General features: G+C 46.1%; 12 protein-coding genes. 8 read left to right on the plus strand and 4 right to left on the minus strand.

Annotation, left to right across the window (positions count from 1 at the left end; genetic code table 11):
- Window positions 1-107: 107 nt before the first annotated feature.
- From A6D97_RS11295 to recD, 4 genes are all read left to right on the plus strand, one after another.
- The gene (locus tag A6D97_RS11295) at window positions 108-1058 is read left to right on the plus strand and encodes a TDT family transporter (RefSeq protein ID WP_139074311.1); all 951 of its coding nucleotides are present in this window, start codon (window positions 108-110) and stop codon (window positions 1056-1058) included.
- 127 nt (window positions 1059-1185) lie between these two features.
- Window positions 1186-4662, plus strand: coding sequence for an exodeoxyribonuclease V subunit gamma (recC, locus tag A6D97_RS11300; RefSeq protein ID WP_065584396.1), 3477 nt, complete (start codon window positions 1186-1188; stop codon window positions 4660-4662).
- Window positions 4663-5110: 448 nt separating this feature from the next.
- Window positions 5111-8785 (plus strand): exodeoxyribonuclease V subunit beta, encoded by a 3675-nt coding sequence (gene recB / locus A6D97_RS11305; RefSeq protein ID WP_065584397.1) that lies wholly within the window; start codon window positions 5111-5113, stop codon window positions 8783-8785.
- On the plus strand, window positions 8785-10995 hold the full coding sequence (recD, locus tag A6D97_RS11310; protein ID WP_017059894.1) for an exodeoxyribonuclease V subunit alpha: 2211 nt from the start codon (window positions 8785-8787) through the stop codon (window positions 10993-10995). Before recB ends, recD begins: the two co-directional genes overlap by 1 nt.
- 81 nt (window positions 10996-11076) lie before the next feature.
- Here recD and A6D97_RS21545 read toward each other — a convergent pair whose 3' ends face one another.
- Complete coding sequence (locus A6D97_RS21545; protein WP_046224581.1) at window positions 11077-11268, minus strand: hypothetical protein; 192 nt, start codon at window positions 11266-11268, stop codon at window positions 11077-11079.
- Window positions 11269-11551: 283 nt separating this feature from the next.
- Window positions 11552-12889, minus strand: a complete 1338-nt coding sequence (argA, locus tag A6D97_RS11320; RefSeq protein WP_017065782.1) for an amino-acid N-acetyltransferase — start codon at window positions 12887-12889, stop codon at window positions 11552-11554.
- A gap of 161 nt (window positions 12890-13050) precedes the next feature.
- On the opposite strand from argA, the gene A6D97_RS11325 reads away from it, so the two are divergent.
- The 4 genes from A6D97_RS11325 to csdE all read left to right on the plus strand — a co-directional run bounded on the left by A6D97_RS11325 (window position 13051) and on the right by csdE (window position 16107).
- Window positions 13051-13524 (plus strand): DUF2850 domain-containing protein, encoded by a 474-nt coding sequence (locus A6D97_RS11325; RefSeq protein ID WP_017064193.1) that lies wholly within the window; start codon window positions 13051-13053, stop codon window positions 13522-13524.
- Between the two features lie 81 nt (window positions 13525-13605).
- Entirely contained in the window at window positions 13606-14718 is a 1113-nt protein-coding gene (mltA, locus tag A6D97_RS11330; protein WP_065584399.1) for a murein transglycosylase A, read from the plus strand.
- 113 nt (window positions 14719-14831) lie between these two features.
- Window positions 14832-15641 (plus strand): tRNA cyclic N6-threonylcarbamoyladenosine(37) synthase TcdA, encoded by an 810-nt coding sequence (tcdA, locus tag A6D97_RS11335; RefSeq protein WP_065584400.1) that lies wholly within the window; start codon window positions 14832-14834, stop codon window positions 15639-15641.
- Between the two features lie 37 nt (window positions 15642-15678).
- Window positions 15679-16107: a cysteine desulfurase sulfur acceptor subunit CsdE gene (gene csdE, locus A6D97_RS11340; RefSeq protein ID WP_065584401.1), complete on the plus strand. Its 429-nt coding sequence runs from the start codon at window positions 15679-15681 to the stop codon at window positions 16105-16107.
- A gap of 68 nt (window positions 16108-16175) precedes the next feature.
- Here csdE and csdA read toward each other — a convergent pair whose 3' ends face one another.
- Together csdA and panE are read right to left on the minus strand one after the other, a co-directional pair.
- Window positions 16176-17387 carry a cysteine desulfurase CsdA gene (gene csdA / locus A6D97_RS11345; RefSeq protein WP_065584402.1) on the minus strand — a complete coding sequence of 404 codons (1212 nt, stop codon included), beginning with the start codon at window positions 17385-17387 and terminating at the stop codon, window positions 16176-16178.
- A gap of 87 nt (window positions 17388-17474) precedes the next feature.
- Entirely contained in the window at window positions 17475-18368 is an 894-nt protein-coding gene (gene panE / locus A6D97_RS11350) for a 2-dehydropantoate 2-reductase (RefSeq protein WP_065584403.1), read from the minus strand.
- Window positions 18369-18388 lie beyond the last annotated feature (20 nt).

Genomic DNA, 18388 nt, shown 5'->3' on the forward strand with positions numbered 1-18388 from the left:
TTATGGCTTCAACAAGCTGATGAGTTCACAAGTTTAGTGAATTAGGTTTAAGAGAGGCTGACATGATTCAACGTATTAAATATAGATTAACAGGAGCTCCAACATCCATGGCAGGGTTAGCACTCGCAATTGCAAGCTTAGGCTGGTGTTGGGATGGTGTTCTAGTCGCACAAGATATCTTACACACACCGGGTTTGGTGCAGTGGATCAGTGCTGGCATTGCGGCGGTATTACTTCTTGTTTTAGCTGTGAAATTTTTGATTCATGGTCACCTATTGCGTGAAGATCTTGCTCACCCTGTTGTCGGCAGTGTGGTACCAACATTTGCAATGGGGTGCATGGTGGTGTCAGCGTCTTTGGCGCCAATCTCTCAATTCTTACAAGAAGCTATGTGGTTGGCTTCTGTGGCTTTGCATGTTGTGTTTCTAATGAGCTTTTTGTACCACAGAGCTAAAAACTTTGAGATTCACCACATGGTGCCAAGCTGGTTTGTGCCGCCAATCGGTATCATTGTGGCAGACGTTTCTTTTTCTGGTAATCCAGTTTTAGAGCCAGTAGCGAACGCGACTTTGGTATTCGGCTTATTGGTTTACGCAGTAATGCTACCAATCATGGTTTACCGTTTGATCTTCTCTCACGAAGTGCCAGATGCTGCAAAACCAACGATTGCGATTATGGCAGCACCGGCAAGCCTATCTTTGGCGGGTTACTTAACCGTTACTGCTAACCCTTCACCTGTGATCATTGGTTTACTATTTGGTATTGCAGTGTTGATGACGTTCATTATCTATATGGCGTTTTTCAAACTACTTCGTCTTCCATTTAGCCCTGGTTATGCAGCGTTTACCTTCCCAATCGTGATTGGTGCAACAGCGTTATTTAAATTGGCTGCGTGGATGCAAGCACAAGGTATTGAAGCGCATTACATTAACCAAGTGTTTAACCTAGCTTATTTAGAGCTGATTGTTGCGACGTTGGTGGTAGGTTATGTGGCGGTTCGTTACTACATGAACTACAAACCTCACCGTGTTTTAAGTGCGGTAGCGGGCAGATTGTAAAGGGCAATAGTTCAAAAGATAAACGGACCTTAAGCTTTCGGTATTTCATAAGCTTATATTCCTCATCCAAACTCAGCACTTATGCTAATCTGGCAGTATATTGTGGCAAGATTAGCGTGAGTGCACTTTGTTTACTGTTTACCATTCCAATAAAGTTGATACTTTAAAAATTCTTCTCGTTCACTTAATCAAAAGTGACCCTTTAGCCAATCCTTTCGAAAAAGAGCAGATCTTGGTTCAGAGCCCAGGTATGTCTCAATGGCTTAAGATGGAACTCGCCAAAGAGTTTGGTGTAGCAGCAAATATCGATTTTCCTCTTCCAGCAACCTTCATTTGGGATATGTTTACCCAAGTGCTTCCTGACGTACCGAAACGCAGTGCTTTTAACAAAGAAGCGATGACGTGGAAGCTAATGAGTTTGCTACCTGCGAAGCTTGACCACCCTGATTTCTTACCCTTACAACGCTATCTTGAAAACGACGAAGATGATTCGAAGCTGTATCAATTGGCTGAGAAGATTGCCGATATCTTCGATGGATACTTGGTATATCGTCCTGAGTGGATGGCGATGTGGGAAGCGGGCGAGCCCGTTACAGAATTGATTGATGGTGAAGGGCAGCAAGAACACCCTTGGCAGCCAATTTTGTGGAAGGCACTCTACGAGCAAACCCTGTCTCAAGGCCAATCGAAATATCACCGTGGTAACCTGTACCACGACTTCATTGAAGCGCTAGCCAACCAACAAGGTCAGCTACAACGCTTGCCGAAACGTCTGTTTGTGTTTGGTATATCGTCGCTGCCTCCTCGTTACATGGATGCCTTGAAAGCGCTGGGTGAGCAGATTGATGTTCACCTGATGTTTACCAACCCTTGCCAACATTACTGGGGCGATATTCGTGACCGTAAATACTTGGCGAGAGTGGAAGCGCAGCGTCGTAAGCAGTTTGCTTTGGTTGATGGTTTACCTCAGCTAGAAGGCGAAGTCTCACCATTAAAAGATGGCATTGAAGCCAATATTGAAGACGAACTGCATACCAGCCAAGCGGTCGGTAATAGCTTACTGGCGTCTATGGGTAAACTGGGCAGAGATAACCTGTCCTTGCTGTCTCAATCAGACAGCGAAGAGCATGAGTTCTTTATTGATGTCGAGAGAGACAGCCTGCTGCATCAACTGCAAGCCGATATTCTTGAGTTAGAAGAGCACCAAGACGATCACATCTTAGACTCCAGCAACCACAAACAAGTGGTTGAGCTGGGCGATCGTTCGTTGACGGTACACGCTTGTCACAGCCCAATGCGCGAGGTGGAGGTTCTCCATGACCAGTTGTTAGCGATGTTTGATGCTGATCCAAGCTTAAAACCACGCGATATCATTGTGATGGTGGCAGACATCAATGCTTACAGCCCTGCTATTCAGGCGGTATTTGGTAATGCTCCGGGTGAGCGTTATATCCCTTACTCGATCTCGGATAGAACGGCAGACCAAGAGAGCCCAATTCTGACCGCGTTCATGCAGTTGGTCGCGTTACCGAACACGCGTTGTCTAGCTTCTGAACTTCTAGAGCTATTAGAAATCCCAGCGATGATGGCACGCTTCGGTATTGATGAATTTCAATTTGAACAAGCTAAGCAGTGGGTTGAAGAGGCGGGCATTCGTTGGGGGGTTGATGCTTCAACTGCAACAGAATTTGATCTACCTGCGACTGAGCAAAATACCTGGCTATTTGGTATTCAGCGTATGTTACTGGGCTATGCGATGTCAGACTCTGCGGGCTTGTTTGAAACTGAACATTCTCCGATTGCGGCTTATAACGAAGTTCAGGGTATTAACGCCGAACTTGCGGGTAAGTTAGCGCACTTTATTGACCGTATCGCTCATTACCGCCAACGACTAACTGAAACCCAATCAATCGATATGTGGCGTGAAACCTTGCTGCAAATGATTGACGATTTCTTTGCCGTTGAGCTAGAAGGTGAGGTGGTGCTTAAGTCGATTCGTGATGCACTTTCACAACTGAATGAACAGCTTGATGATGCCTTGTATGAGCAAGAGTTGTCGCCGAGTATCATCTATCAGTACTTAAATAATAAACTGTCGGGCGCCCGTATCAGTCAGCGTTTCTTAGCGGGACAAGTTAACTTTTGTACCTTGATGCCGATGCGTTCTATTCCGTTCAAAACCGTCTGTTTGTTAGGCATGAATGATGGTGTTTACCCTCGCTCAATGCCGCCAGAAGGTTTTGACCTGATGAACGGACGCACACGGCCTGGCGATCGTTCTCGCCGTGATGATGACCGCTATCTATTCTTAGAGGCGATGCTGTCAGCGCAAGAGTGTTTATACATCAGTTATGTCGGCCGCTCGATTCAAGATAATACTGAGCGAGTGCCGTCGGTATTGGTTTCAGAGTTGATTGAGTACTGCCAGCAAAACTACTGCCTAAGTGAAGACCAACCATTACCAAGTGATGATTCAGGCATCAAACTGACTCAAGCGATCAGCTTTGAACACACAATGACGCCGTTCAGCCCTGCAGCCTTTACGCAAGGTGATGCAAGCCATGTATTGAGTTACGCCAAAGAATGGCTTCCTGCGGCTAACCGTTCCGGTGAATGCAGTGGCGAATTCAATCGTGCGTTGGATGACTATTTGCTTGGTGCGACTTATCCGTTAGAACTCGATCTGGTTGAACTGCAGCGTTTCTGGCGCTTGCCGGTACAATACTTCTTTAATCGTCGCCTAAAAGTAGTGTTTGAGCCACCGCTTCCGGTAATGGAAGACGATGAGCCGTTCGTGCTTAATGGCTTAGAAAGCTTCCAGCTTAAGGATGCTCTGCTGCAAGTGTTACTAGACCATCCAGAAGGGGCTGATGAAGCGGTTCGATTGTTTGTCTCTGAGCAAAAAGCACAGGGCCGATTACCGGTCGGCGCTTTTGGTGATATCGAATTTGAAACCAATCGCGTTCAAGCGGAAGACTTAGCCAAAGAGATTCGATTTGTAAGTGGGCAGCCACAGCAAGATCTTGAGGTAAATATTGAATTTGACGTGCTAGGCGAGGGTAAACCCGTTCGTTTGATGGGTTGGCTTACTCAAAACTATCAATCAGGTCTAGTGCGTTTCCGTAGCGGCAAAATACGCTCTCAAGATTACTTGGCTGCGTGGATTGATCATCTATCCTGCGCTGTTATGGGACACGGAAAAACGACCCATATTATTGGCTATGACAGAAAAGAGGGCGTGGTTCACCAAACGCTACAACCTATCGGCGATGCGCTTCAGGCGAAGAGTTTGCTGGCTGAGTTAGTACGACTGTTTTATCAAGGCATGACAGCACCACTGCCTTACTTCCCGAAAACCGCGTTAGCTGGTGTTGAAGCGGGCTTTAGCCGCGGTAAATGGGTTGATGACGAAGAAAAGTCCCTCAAGAAAATGGCTGATACCTTTAATGACAGCTTCGCCTTTACTGGCGAGGGTCGAGATACTTACATCTCACGTATTTGGTCTAAGTGGGATGATGCTCTGGCTGCTGAGTCGCGAATGTATTCAACGCTTGTGCTGCAGGCCGCAAGACTCGCCGCTGCCGATCTTGAAGATCAGGAATAATCGGCAGTGATCAGCAAGATCACCAACAATATGCTTATCAAAGAGATGCGTTTGAATAAAAGCATGGGAAATAAAGAGTTAGATGTAAACTTGGTGTGCAGGGCTTATAAAATGACGAGAGGAAGTCGTTTATGAGGAAGCAAGGTACAGGAAATAAAGTGGCCGCCAGTAAATCATTATTAGTGTAGGGCGTTCGCTGTACGGCCACAGGTCAGAGGGACCATTATTCTGTGGTTCAAAGTAACGCCGTAAAGTACAAAACTCGTACGTGCTCCTGAACTCGTGGGCGCATAGTAGCGAGGCGATCCGAATTGATCCGTGAGAGAGATCGCACTAACTATTAACAAATTAGCGTAGGACGTAAATTGAATGACGTTTTCCACGCTAGGTCACATTTATAGCAATAGTCACATTTTTAACAGACTCATCTATCAAAAGGCAGTAAGGCATGACGACCACAAGCAGTGTTCAGGTAATCGCTCCAAAAACACTCGATACCATGACGTTTCCACTTCATGGCGCGCGTTTAATTGAAGCATCGGCGGGTACAGGTAAGACATTTACTATTGCTGGCTTGTACTTGCGCTTACTGCTCGGACACGGCACGGCCGCTCCACAAGGTGATCTGACTGAAGCCACTCGACACCATGAGCCGCTAACCGTAGACCAAATTCTGGTGGTGACCTTTACTGAAGCAGCTACGGCTGAGCTGCGAGATCGTATTCGTGCTCGTATTCATGATGCACGCATTGCGTTTGCACGTGGGCAAAGTGACGACCCAGTGATTGCGCCTTTGTTACAAGCCATCGATGATCATGCTGGCGCGGCTAAAACTCTGCTTAACGCTGAAAGACAAATGGATGAGGCTGCGGTATACACCATTCACGGTTTCTGTCAGCGAATGTTGACTCAAAATGCTTTTGAGTCTGGAAGCCGCTTTGATAACGAATTTGTGACCGATGAAAGTCACCTAAAAGCACAAGTAGTTGCTGACTATTGGCGTAAACAGTTTTACCCGCTGCCCATTCAACTGGCTGGTGAGGTTCGTAATATCTGGGGTTCACCTGCTGCGTTATTAGCAGACGTAAATCGTTATCTGACAGGATCTCCGCTGAAATTGACGGTAGATGCGATGTCGGGCGACTTGCAAACTCTGCACAACCAAAACCTAGATAAAGTGAAGCAACTTAAAGCGCTGTGGTGTGAATCCGAAGCGGACTTTTTGGCTTTGATCTCTGCTTCGGATGTGAACAAGCGTAGCTACACTAAGAAATCTCTGCCGACATGGTTAGAAGCTGTGACAGCATGGGCGCAGAGCGACACTCATGATTACCAGTTTCCAGATAAACTAGAGAAGTTCTCACAAGCAACGTTAATTGAAAAAACACCAAAAGGCACCGCGCCTCAGCACGCGGTGTTTGAGGCTATTGAGAATTTCTTAAATTCTCCTGTAGATCTAAAAGCTCCATTGCTGGCGCATGCGATTACTCATTGTCGAATCATGTTAGCTAAGGCTAAACAGCAGAAGCAGTGGTTATCGTTTGATGACCTACTGACCCAGTTATCTGCGTCGATCGATGTCGATGAGCAGTCACTGCTGGTGGAAAGGATTCGCACGCTCTACCCGGTGGCGATGATCGATGAATTTCAGGATACCGACCCACTGCAATACAGTATTTTTAGCCGAATCTATCTTGATAATCCGCAGTGCGGCTTGTTTATGATCGGTGACCCAAAGCAGGCGATTTATGGCTTCCGTGGCGCAGATATCTTTACCTATATCAAGGCGAGAAACCAAGTTAGTGCTCACTACACCTTAGGCACTAACTGGCGCTCAAGTGCCGATATGGTCAGTGCAGTAAACCAAGTGTTTATGAATTCGGACAGCCCGTTTATCTACGATCAAGACATTCCATTTTTGCCCGTTGCTGCCAGTCCATCAGCCGACAAACGCCAATGGGTGATGAACGGAGAAACTCAGCACGCACTTACCTTTTGGCTGCAAGAGGCTGAAGATAAGCCATTGCCGAAAGGTGAATATCACAAGGCAATGGCAGAAGCGACAGCGAGTCAAATTCAAACTATTCTGACCGCTTCTCAAAATCAACAAGCCTATTTTGATAACGGCAAAAAACAACATGCCGTGAATGCGGGTGATATTGCTGTTTTGGTTCGAACCGGTAGTGAAGGTCGTCTGATTAAGAACGCGTTGTCGGAACAAGGCATTGCGAGCGTGTATTTATCCAACCGAGACAGTGTGTTCACCAGCTTGGTCGCACAAGATATTCAACGTTTGTTGCAGGCGGTGCTGACACCTGAAAATGACCGAGCATTACGCGCCAGTTTAGCGTCGGAGTTGTTTGCTCTGGATGCCGCATCATTGGATGAACTCAACAACGATGAAGTGGTGTGGGAAAACGTCGTTAACGAGTTTAGAGAATATCGTAAGTTGTGGCTTCAGCGCGGCGTGTTGCCAATGCTTCGCAGCGTGATCAGTAAACGACATCTCGCGGAACGCTTACTGGAAGAAGAAAATGGTGAGCGCTCACTCACTGATTTAATGCACATTGGCGAATTGTTGCAACAAGCAAGACAAGAACTCGACAGTGACTATGGCTTGTTGCGTTGGCTGGCTGAAGCAATCTCAGATGCACAAAATGGTTTAGGTGGCAGTGAGGATGACATTCAACGCCTTGAATCAGAAAGAAACTTGGTTCAAATCGTTACCATTCATAAATCGAAAGGCTTGGAATATGACTTAGTATTTTTGCCGTTCGTTGCAAGCTATCGTGAAGCGAGTGAAGGTAAGTTCTACGACCATGATTCAGACACCACAGTACTCGATATTACTGGCAGCGACAGTGCCTTAGCGCAAGCCGATAAAGAACGACTAGCGGAAGATTTGCGCCTGGTTTATGTAGCGCTGACTCGTGCGGTTTATGGCTGTTTTATTGGTATAGCGCCACTGCGTAAAGGGCGTTCAACCAAAGAACCGACAGGCGTGCATTTGAGTGCGATGGGCTACTTGGTTCAAAACGGACAAGAGCAGGGTATTGCCGAATTGCATCAAGCTCTATCGGCTATTGAGGGTAAGAATTCCAGTGTGCTGTTAGCCGAAACACCTACCGCTCACGAACAAATTTTTGTGCAAACAGAGCAAGTGAGTGACGACTTACAGGCCAGTGAACTTAAGGCTTCAATTGACCGAGCTTGGCGTATCACCAGTTACTCGGGGCTTGTCAAACAGGGCAGTCACGGTGCGAGTCATGACGCGACCATTGAGGTGTCTGGTTTTGATATTGACTCGGCTGATGAGCAGGATGAGTCTGAGTTGATTGAGCCTGAACGCTCTATCTTTACGTTCCCTCGTGGTGCTCGCCCAGGTACTTTCTTACACACCTTGTTTGAGGAGGTTGAATTTACCGAGCCAGCAACCAGTGAACATAACACGCAAGTAATCACTCACTTATTAGAATCAGAGCAATATGAATTAGAGTGGCTACCTGTGCTTCAGCAACTGGTCGATACAGTGCTGAACACCGCATTAGACGGCAAGAACTTAAAGCTAAGCGAGAAAGACTCGACGCAACGTTTAGTTGAGATGGAATTCTTACTGCCGATCGAAGTATTGGCTGCATCTGAACTGAATCAAACCATTCAATATCACGATCCATTGTCAGCCAAAGCGGGCGATCTAGGTTTCCAAACCGTGCAAGGTATGTTGAAAGGCTTCATCGATTTGGTGTTTGAGCACCAAGGTAAATACTATGTACTCGACTGGAAATCGAATCACTTAGGAGATGATGTTGCTGTCTACCATGGCGAGGCATTGAAATCGGCGATGGCCGACCATCGCTATGATTTGCAATATCAAATCTATGCATTGGCGTTGCACCGTTTCTTACGCAGCCGCGTTGCCAATTACAGCTACGAACAACATTTTGGTGGCGTGTACTACTTGTTCTTACGAGGAATGGACGGCCAATCTCAGCAAGGTATTTTCTCGGCGAAACCAACACTGGTTTTACTTGATGAAATGGATCAATTGATTGACGGTAAAGTGATAGACAGGCGTTCGGCACAATTGAATGACGATGAAACTGGACAGATGGGGCTTTTATAATGACAACAACGACCACTAATACCGGCATAGATACTGCGAACACAGCAAAGCCAGTTTCACTTATTCCTGAGCAACTGATGGATGTACTCCAGTTTCTTGCGGATAAGGGTTCTATTCGTCAGTTGGATTATCAATTTGCCCGTTTTCTTGCTCAGCAAGCCACGAGCTACCCTCAAGAGATCGGCTTTCTCGCGGGGGTAGTGAGCCATGAATTAGGCAAAGGACACATTTGTACTCAGCTTATACAGCAGCATACGACAGGCCCTGAACTAGCGGCAGATCTTGCTCAGTTACTTGGGTTATACGGTGAAACTGCACTGCAATTGAACCAAAAACTGTTGGGTATTGATTGGGTGGCTGTGCTTCAATCATCAAACTTAGTGGGAACGACCAACGATTGTGTTAAGCCTCTAATGTTCGATGGGCAGCGTGTCTATTTACAGCGTTATTGGAACTACGAAGTTGTGTTGGCTGAGACCTTAAACCGTTTAAGTAAGCCGGTAGAGTTCAATACTGAGCAGAAAAAAGCGCTGACTGAAACGCTCAATCTGCTTTTTGCACGTAGCTATCATTTTCTGTTTAACGCCTTAGCCAAGGCTGAAGCAAGCCAACAAACGTCTCAGGTATTACGCCAACAATTGGTGTGTGACCATCTTGATATTGTGAATGAGCAGGCTTTAGATTGGGGATCAATCGACCAAGCGATTGTTCAAGCCAAGCAAGTGACAGATTTAGATGCGCTGGATAGCCTCGTGCCGTTATCTGTCTGTTTGAACTGGCAAAAGGTCGCGGCAGCGGTAGCGTTGAGTCGTCGTTTTGCGGTGATTTCTGGTGGGCCGGGTACTGGTAAAACAACCACGGTAACCAAATTACTGTCGGCGATGGTCGAGCAATCTCTCAGCCAAGGTAAAACACCAACGATTAAGCTAGTGGCACCAACGGGTAAAGCGGCGGCGCGTTTAACCGAGTCGATCGGTAAAGCAATTGAACAGCTGCCATTAGCGCCTGAAGTGAAAGCCAACATACCGACCGAATCGAGCACCTTACACAGATTACTCGGCGCGATTCCTAACCGTGCTGAGTTTAGGCATAACCGACGCAATCCACTCCACCTTGATATCTTGGTAGTGGATGAAGCTTCAATGGTTGATCTGTCGATGATGTATAAGCTGGTGGATGCACTTCCTGAGCACGCAAGGCTCATCTTATTGGGTGATAAAGACCAACTCGCTTCAGTAGAGGCAGGTGCTGTGCTCGGTGATATCTGTTCATTCAACTCTGCAGGGTACAGCACAGCGCAAGGCAATTTGATTGCAGAGATGACAGGTTTTGATGCGATAGCTAAACCAAGACAAGACAAAGCTGGAGCGGTGAATCCGCCTGCGATTGCGGATAGCTTGTGTATGCTGCAGAAGAGTTATCGTTTCGATGCGCGCTCCGGTATCGGTCAGCTGGCAAAAGCAATCAATAATGGTTCTGCGAATCAAGTAGACCAAGTGTTTGCCAAAGGTTTTGGCGATATCGAAAACCACCCTCTGTCGAGTGACAGCTATAACCTGATGCTGCGTACTTTGGTTAACGAGTATGGTGCGTACCTCAATAGAATGAATGTGCCGTTGGAAGAGTTAGAAACTCAAGAAGCGAGAGCGAAATCGGTACTCGATTTGTTCAGCCAATGCCGACTGTTGTGTTCCATTCGTGAAGGGGATTTTGGTGTTAAAGGCCTCAACCACAGAATTGAAAGAGCACTGGCCGCAAGGCGTTTGGTGAGCCCTCATAATGATGAGCTGTGGTATCACGGACGTCCTGTTATGGTGACGCGAAATGATCATGGCTTGGGTTTGTACAATGGTGATATTGGTATCTGTATGCTTGAGGCGGGTTCTAGTCAACCTGACTTAACCCCTCGTTTGAAGGTCTATTTTGAGTTGCCCGATGGCAGCGTAAAAGCTGTGCTACCAAGCCGAGTGCCCGATCATGAAACGGCTTATGCAATGACAATACACAAATCTCAGGGTAGTGAATTTGATCTGACCTTAATGATCTTGCCGCCAGATTTCAGCCCTATTTTAACGCGGGAGCTTATCTATACAGGTATTACACGTGCGAAGAAACGACTGATGATGTTCAGCGATACAAATGTGTTGAAGCGTGGGATTAAGGTGAAAACAGAGCGAGTGAGTGGTTTAGGCAGTCGCTTAACGAATTAGTCGTTATGGACGGCTAGAGAAGGTTTTGAACTTAGGGCTAGACAAACACAAAGCAACCATCCTTGGTTGCTTTGAGCGTTATTAGGAATCAGAGCCTAAAAACGCTCGAGTAAACGATATGTGGTTTATCTTGTACTTTGCTTGGCAATTCAAAATAAACTCTTTTAGATTCTCGCTAACAGGGAACACGCAGTGTACGTCTAGCCCTTCTAAGAATTGGTTATCAGCCATATCCCAAAAACTTTGCAGCGAGTTACAAACAATGGTTCTCATATCAATATTGCTCTTTTTGCTGTTTATATTAACGAGCAGAGCTAATGTTAGCGTGCTGGCCGTCAACGGGTATAGCAATCCGTGCAGTGACCACCTCAATGAGTTCGACATGACTATCGAGATGGCAATTCCAATAGAAACATTTGTTAAGATTATTAAAGCGTCTAAATTTTATACAATTATACGTGTGAGTGAAAGTGCATAGTTAATAAATCTCATATAGAAAACGATTACATTTGCAATTATTTTTCTGTCGAAGTGAGATTGTGCTCCAAAAATTTATTTATACGTTGAGCGCCAAGATCTTTGAGTTTCTCTGATAGTTGTATAACCCTTGTTTTTCCATCGGTAATTCATCAACCGCTATCTCGTAAAAACCCTGTTCACGGAACCAGTGAAGGCTGTGCGTAGTAAGGACAAAAATCTGGTCGATATCACGAGATTTTGATTGGTGACGCATGTAATCCAGCAACAATTGCCCACGGTTTCCATCGCGATAGTCAGGGTGAATCGCCACACACGCCATCTCTGCCATGTGATCTTCCGGATACGCATATAGTGCAGCGCAACCAATAATCAGTCCGTCTTTTTCGATAATCGTAAAGCGGTGAATCTCTTGTTCCAATTGTTCTCTTGAGCGACGAACGAGAATGCCTTGTTCTTCCAAAGGACGAATAAGGTCAAATATGCCACCAATATCGTCAATCTGAGCTTGTCTTACTTGCTCGGCACTAGCCATGACCACTTGGGTTCCAATACCGTCAAAAGAGAACAACTCTTGGATTAATGCGCCATCTACCTTGTAGCTGATTAGATGACAACGAGGCACACCAGCTCGACAAGCGGAGATCGCTCCTTTCAAGAAGCGCAGTGTTCCTGTGCTCATGTCTTCGGCAGGATTTTGAGATTCCGTTAATCGTTCTAGAATTTGCTTGGCATCTTTAGGGAAGAGTTCGGCGAGCACGTTACCGCGTTCATCTGTTACCCCTTGTTCGGAGCAGAAGCCAATCAGCTTGTCGGCCTTTAGACGAATAGCAACTTGGGTAGCGACCTCTTCAGAAAGTAGGTTAAAGCTTTCGCCTGTCACGGAGCTGGCAATAGGGCCAAGCAGTACAATTGAACCTTGGTCAAGCGTGCGATTGATCCCTTCGATATCGATTCGACGAATACGCCCGCTGTGGCAATAATCCGTACCGTCATCCACGCCAAGCGGTTGAGCCGTAATGAAGTTACCACTCATAACATTGAGTTGAGTGCCTGCCATCGGCGTGTTGTTTAAGCTCATTGAGAGGCGTGCGGTGATGGCAAGTTGAAGCTGTCCAGCAGCCTGCATAGCGACGCCCAAAGAATATTCATCAGTGACCCTAATATTCTTGTGATAAGGCGTATGGCAATCTTGCTTGGCGAGCAATTGGTTGATCTGCGGTCTTGCCCCGTGAACGAGAACAATCTTTACTCCAAGGCTGTGGAGCAAGGCTATATCACTAATAATGTTACCAAAGTTCCTGTCGGCAACGGCTTCGCCTCCCAGCATAATGACCATGGTTTTGCCACGGTGAGCATTTACGTAAGGGGTTGATTGTCTGAAACCTTTTACTAGCGCTGTACTTCTTAATTTCACAGAACAAGTCCATTTTGTTTATTTATTCGATAATTTAGCATTTAAATTCAAATGTAAACAACACCTTTTTGGAATAAAGCGCAAACTATTCTTATCTAGGCTTCAATATATAAACTGTCTCAGTGTAGAATGCGCATAGCATCCTTATGAGTAGTCACCGAATGCAACAAGCTCCAGCAACAAAGAACAAAATCGATGAGATAACCAAAGGTCTCTACAGCGAAGCTGATCAGCGCAATCAATCTAAGTTGAAGCGTAAGATCATTGAACGCTGTTTAATGGTTCTAGCCTTAGTGGGTTCGTTTGCGGTGGTTTCTTTGTTCGGCGATGTGCTTTCCCGAGTGCAAAATGCGGCGACGCCCGACAATCTGATATACGGCACTTGGATAGAGCAAGATGTTGCACATTATGCGACCGATGAGTTTGTTCTGAATGCTAATGGTGTGTCAGTTCGTGGGTCTGTTGTTTCGACGAGCTTTGACTTTGATGGAAACTACTTTGAATACAAGGCGGGTGATAAAACCTATCGCTTCCGCATGACCAATTCTGACAATACAGAAATGGTGCTCGATTCTGACAGTCACTACAATCCCATCTTCCGCCTTAAGGGCCATATCGATAACTCCGTCCGATAGGTTATCTTCTTGTAAACTCTTACAATCTAAGATTGTGTTATCTGACTGTTTTTGTCATCCTCGATGCATAGAATTTTTAGGATGACTCTTGTGATTAAAAAATGGCTTCCCCTTGTCGCTGCCTCTTTGTTATTTGGCTGTGCTCAACCCACTGATCTTGCTCAGCAACACCTTGATGACGAATTTCCTCGCACCTTGAATGAGGTCGATCAGGTTGAATCCAATAAACCAAGAGACTACACCGCATTTGCAGAACAAGCTGAGATGGTGGTTTCTAAATCCCCTTCGATGGCTAAAATCTATGAGCCGCTTTATCAACAACTCAATGAGTGGGCGATGCTGAGTGGAGATCCAAGCGAGCTAGCGAATTTTGGCGTTCAAACCGCTCAACTAGGTGGTGGTGATAAACAAGGCAATGTTTTGTTCACGGGCTACTTTTCTCCTGTGATGGAGCTGCGCCACGAAGCGAATGAAGAATACCGTTACCCTGTTTACGGGCTTCCTGAGTGTGGCAAAGAGTGTCCAACACGCGAAGAGATTTACAACGGCGCATTAGAAGGTCAAGGCCTTGAGTTAGGTTATTCAGCAAACCGCATCGACCCATTTATGATGGAAGTGCAGGGCAGTGGATTTGTGCACTTCGGTGATGATGACACGCTGCAGTATTTCGCCTACGCGGGTAAGAATAATAAAGCTTATGTGAGCATTGGCCGTGTTCTGATTGAACGAGGCTTAGTTCCACGCGAAAAAATGTCGCTAAAAGCAATCAAAGAGTGGGTATTGGCAAACGATCCTGAAGTAGTGAAAGAGCTGCTTGAGCAAAACCCTTCTTTCGTTTTCTTTGAAGCGAGAGACGACCTATCGGTAATGGGCAGCGCGGGCATTCCTCTATTACCGATGGCGGCGGTAGCGGGCGATCGCTCTATCTTACCTATGGGAACACCGATTCTTGCTGAGGTTCCACTACTGAATGCTGATGGTACTTGGAGCGGCGCTCATCAACTAAGACTGCTATTGGTTTTGGATACGGGCGGCGCGGTTAAGCAAAACCATTTGGACCTTTACCACGGCATGGGCCCTCGAGCGGGTACAGAAGCGGGCCATTACAAGCATTTTGGTCGTGTGTGGAAGCTCGGTTTAGATGGCAGCGCAACTGAAGCGCCTTGGGCTTTGCCTCCTGAAAAGGTTGAGTAAGCTACAATAAAATAGGGCATTGAAAGCGAATCGCTAATCCCCTAGACTTTTTATTCAAGAGTGCGTATAAAACGCACTCTTTTCTTTTTCTCAGAAATAAATTGGCGGCAACAATGCGTGAATTGACCACTCCAGCTTCAGAAAACTATGACCAACGATTTGGTGGCACCCGTCGCCTATATGGCAATAGTGAAGTCGACATACTTAGAGCAGCACACGTGTGTGTGATCGGTATTGGTGGTGTCGGTTCATGGGCGGTTGAAGCGCTTGCTCGTACTGGTTTAGGTGAGCTGACTTTGATCGATATGGATGATGTGTGTGTGACCAACATCAACCGTCAGATCCACGCAATGTCGGGTACCGTTGGTAAAAGCAAAATCGAAGTGATGGCAGAGCGCGTTAAGCTGATTAACCCTGAGTGTAAAGTTAACCTGATTGACGACTTCATCGGCCCAGACAATCAGGCTGAATACCTGTCGAAAGAGTTCGACTTTGTATTAGATGCGATTGACAGTATGAAAGCTAAGGCTTCACTGTTGGCATATTGTCGTAGCAACAAAATTAAGGTGATCACCACTGGTGGTGCGGGTGGTCAAATCGATCCGACTCAAATCAAAGTGGCTGATCTGACGAAGACGATTCAAGATCCGCTCGCGAAGAAGCTAAAAGATACCCTTCGTCGTCATCATAATTTCCCTAAGAATTCAGCACGTAAGTTTGGTATCGATTGTGTGTTCTCAACTGAACAGCTGAAATACCCTCAAGCTGACGGCAGTGTATGTGCTGCGAAAGCGACAGCAGAAGGTCCAAAACGCATGGATTGTGCGACGGGTTTTGGTGCGGCAACGGTTGTAACCGCGACGTTTGGCTTTGTGGCTGTTTCACGTATCGTCGAAAAGCTGATTCAAAAGCACGCTAAGTAACGTCTTCTACTCAATTAACAATCGACTGGATATTAAAATGACCACATTCCCAAGCTCTCCATTCGGCACTGAAATTACCAGTGATGATATTGTCGCGAAAATGCAGACATTCAGCGGCTGGGAAGACCGTTATCGCCAAGTGATTCAATGGGGTAAGAAACTGCCAACGATGCCTGATGAACTGAAAAGTGAGCAGGTGATTGTCTCTGGCTGTGAAAGCCAAGTGTGGTTGGTTTCTCAGAATATCGATGGTGTTTGGCACTTTTGTGCTGATTCTGATGCGCGTATCGTTCGCGGTCTGATTGCATTAGTAATGGCTGCGTATGATGGAAAAACATCAGAGCAGGTTCAAGCGTTCAATATTGATGGTTACTTTGAACAAATCGGTCTAATTACCCACCTTAGCCCATCTCGTGGTAATGGGTTAAAAGCGATTGTTGCTCAAATCCAAGAGCTAAGTGCTTAACATCTCCTAGATACACAGAAGCAAAAGGGTTGACGTTAAACGCCAACCCTAAGTAATTTCGCTACTCGCTAAAGCATATCAACGGCTTTTTCTATCGCCGCTACGAGTTTTTCAACATCATCCATGTTGTTGTAAATACCAAATGAAATTCGAACCGTTCCTTTCACATTAAGTGCATCCATTAATGGGTGAGCACAATGATGTCCTGCACGTACTGCGATACCTTGCTGATCCAGTAGAGTCGCTATATCTTGATGGTGAACACCATCCATCACAAAAGTAATCACACTTGCGTTAGGTTGATACCCTAAAATCTGAATGTCATCCAGTTTACTGAGAGCAAGATAAGTCTCGTGTTGTAGCTGGTGGATATGATTTTCGATATCTTGTTGTGCAAAACCACTTAACCATTCTATTGCGGTGCTTAAGGCAATCGCTCCCGCCACATTTGGTGTGCCCGCTTCGAATTTGCCAGGCAGTTCTGAAAAAGTAGTGCCAGAGAAAGAGACGCGCTCAACCATTTTGCCACCGCCATGCCAAGGTGGCATCGCTTTGAGCAATTCAAGCTTGCCGTAAAGCACACCGATACCCGCAGGGGCATAGAGTTTGTGCCCAGAGAATACGTAGAAATCCGCACCTAAAGCAGCAACATCAATAGGCTCATGAACGATCCCTTGCGCGCCATCTACCACCACAATTGCATTCATCTTGTGTGCTTTCTCGATGACAGCTTCAATTGGCTGACGAGAACCCGTCACGTTGGTTATCTGAGCTAATGCAACAATCTTGGTTCGTTCATTTAAAAGTGCATCAAACGCAGTGAGGTTAAGTTCACAATCCGATGTCATCGGTACTTTAACGACTTTAGCACCGGTTTGTTCTGCAACAATTTGCCAAGGCACTATGTTGGCGTGATGTTCCATTTCACTCACTAAGATCTCATCGCCTGGCTGAAGGGTGCTTCTTGCGTAGGTTTGAGCTATTAGGTTGAGCGCCTCGGTTGCACCGCGAGTCCAGATGATCTCTTTTGAAGAGCTTGCTCCAATAAACTGAGCGACCTTATCTCTGGCTGCTTCAAACTGACTGGTCGCGTTCGCTGTTAAACTATGGCTACCGCGGTGAACATTGGCATTTTGTTTGGAGTAATATTGGCTAATGGCATCAATAACCACCTGAGGTTTTTGTGTCGTTGCCGCGCTGTCTAAGTAAATCAATGGTTGTTGATTGATGGTTTGTGATAGCGCAGGAAACTGCTCTCGGATGTGATTGATATCAAGCATCTATTCTTACCTAAAATCTTGGGAATTGGTGCTAGCGTTGTGCTTAGCGGTATTATTATTTTATCGCGACTTGTTAACCGTTGCTGACTAATCTTGATGATTCCAGCTATTTTCTTGCCCTTTGACCTGATCGAAAAGCTCTTGGTTAACGGGAGCTTCTATCTGATGCTTAAGCGCTATTTTTATTAGGTGTCCAGTGATGAAGTCGATCTCTGTCTTGCGCTGGTAAAACATATCCTGCTTCATGGATGAGTTGTTTTGCGCCGTGGCTTGGATAACCTGTTTGACGCTTGCTTCCAATTCATCGAATGAACAAACGATCCCTTCGGCTTGCATAACCTGCGTGAGCTCTTTAACGATAGAACTCAAAATATCCTCAAACCTTTTATCTGCAAGCTCGCCATTCTTGATCTGTTCAAGGCCCGTGAGTGGGTTGATCGCACAATTGATGGCGAGCTTAGTCCAAAGCGCGGTTTCTATTTGTGGGTTCCAACGCACAGCAGGGAGAGCATCATCTAGGACATTAACTAGAAACCTACACTGTTGGCCAGTTTGGTTGAAAGCACCCAATTGAGTTTGGCCGATTCCTGTGTGAGATACATTATTGCGGTCGGGTTTGAATGCAGCTTGAGTAGTCGTCGCCAATATTATTGGGTAAGCATCAATTTGAGTAGCTATCTCATCAACCGCGCCCATTCCGTTATGCATGAACATGAGAATGGTGTCGGGATCGAGATGTTGAAGTAACGGAGTAGTGGCTTCTGCCACTTGCCAAGCCTTGACGGTGAAGATAACCAGATCACTCGCGGCTAATCGTTCGATATTGTTGTTACTGATAGGGAGAGAGGGTTGTCCATCAAGTGATAAGTCAATTGAGTTATCAGTGGAACGACTCCACAAAGACACATTATGACCAGCTTGAGAGAGTTTGATTGCCCACAAAGAGCCGATGGCCCCTGGCCCAACAATAGTGATGTTCACAGCAATACCGAGATAAGAAA

Origin of the sequence: Vibrio sp. ZF57, assembly GCF_001691235.1 — a bacterium.
Classification (GTDB): Bacteria; Pseudomonadota; Gammaproteobacteria; order Enterobacterales; family Vibrionaceae; genus Vibrio; species Vibrio crassostreae_C.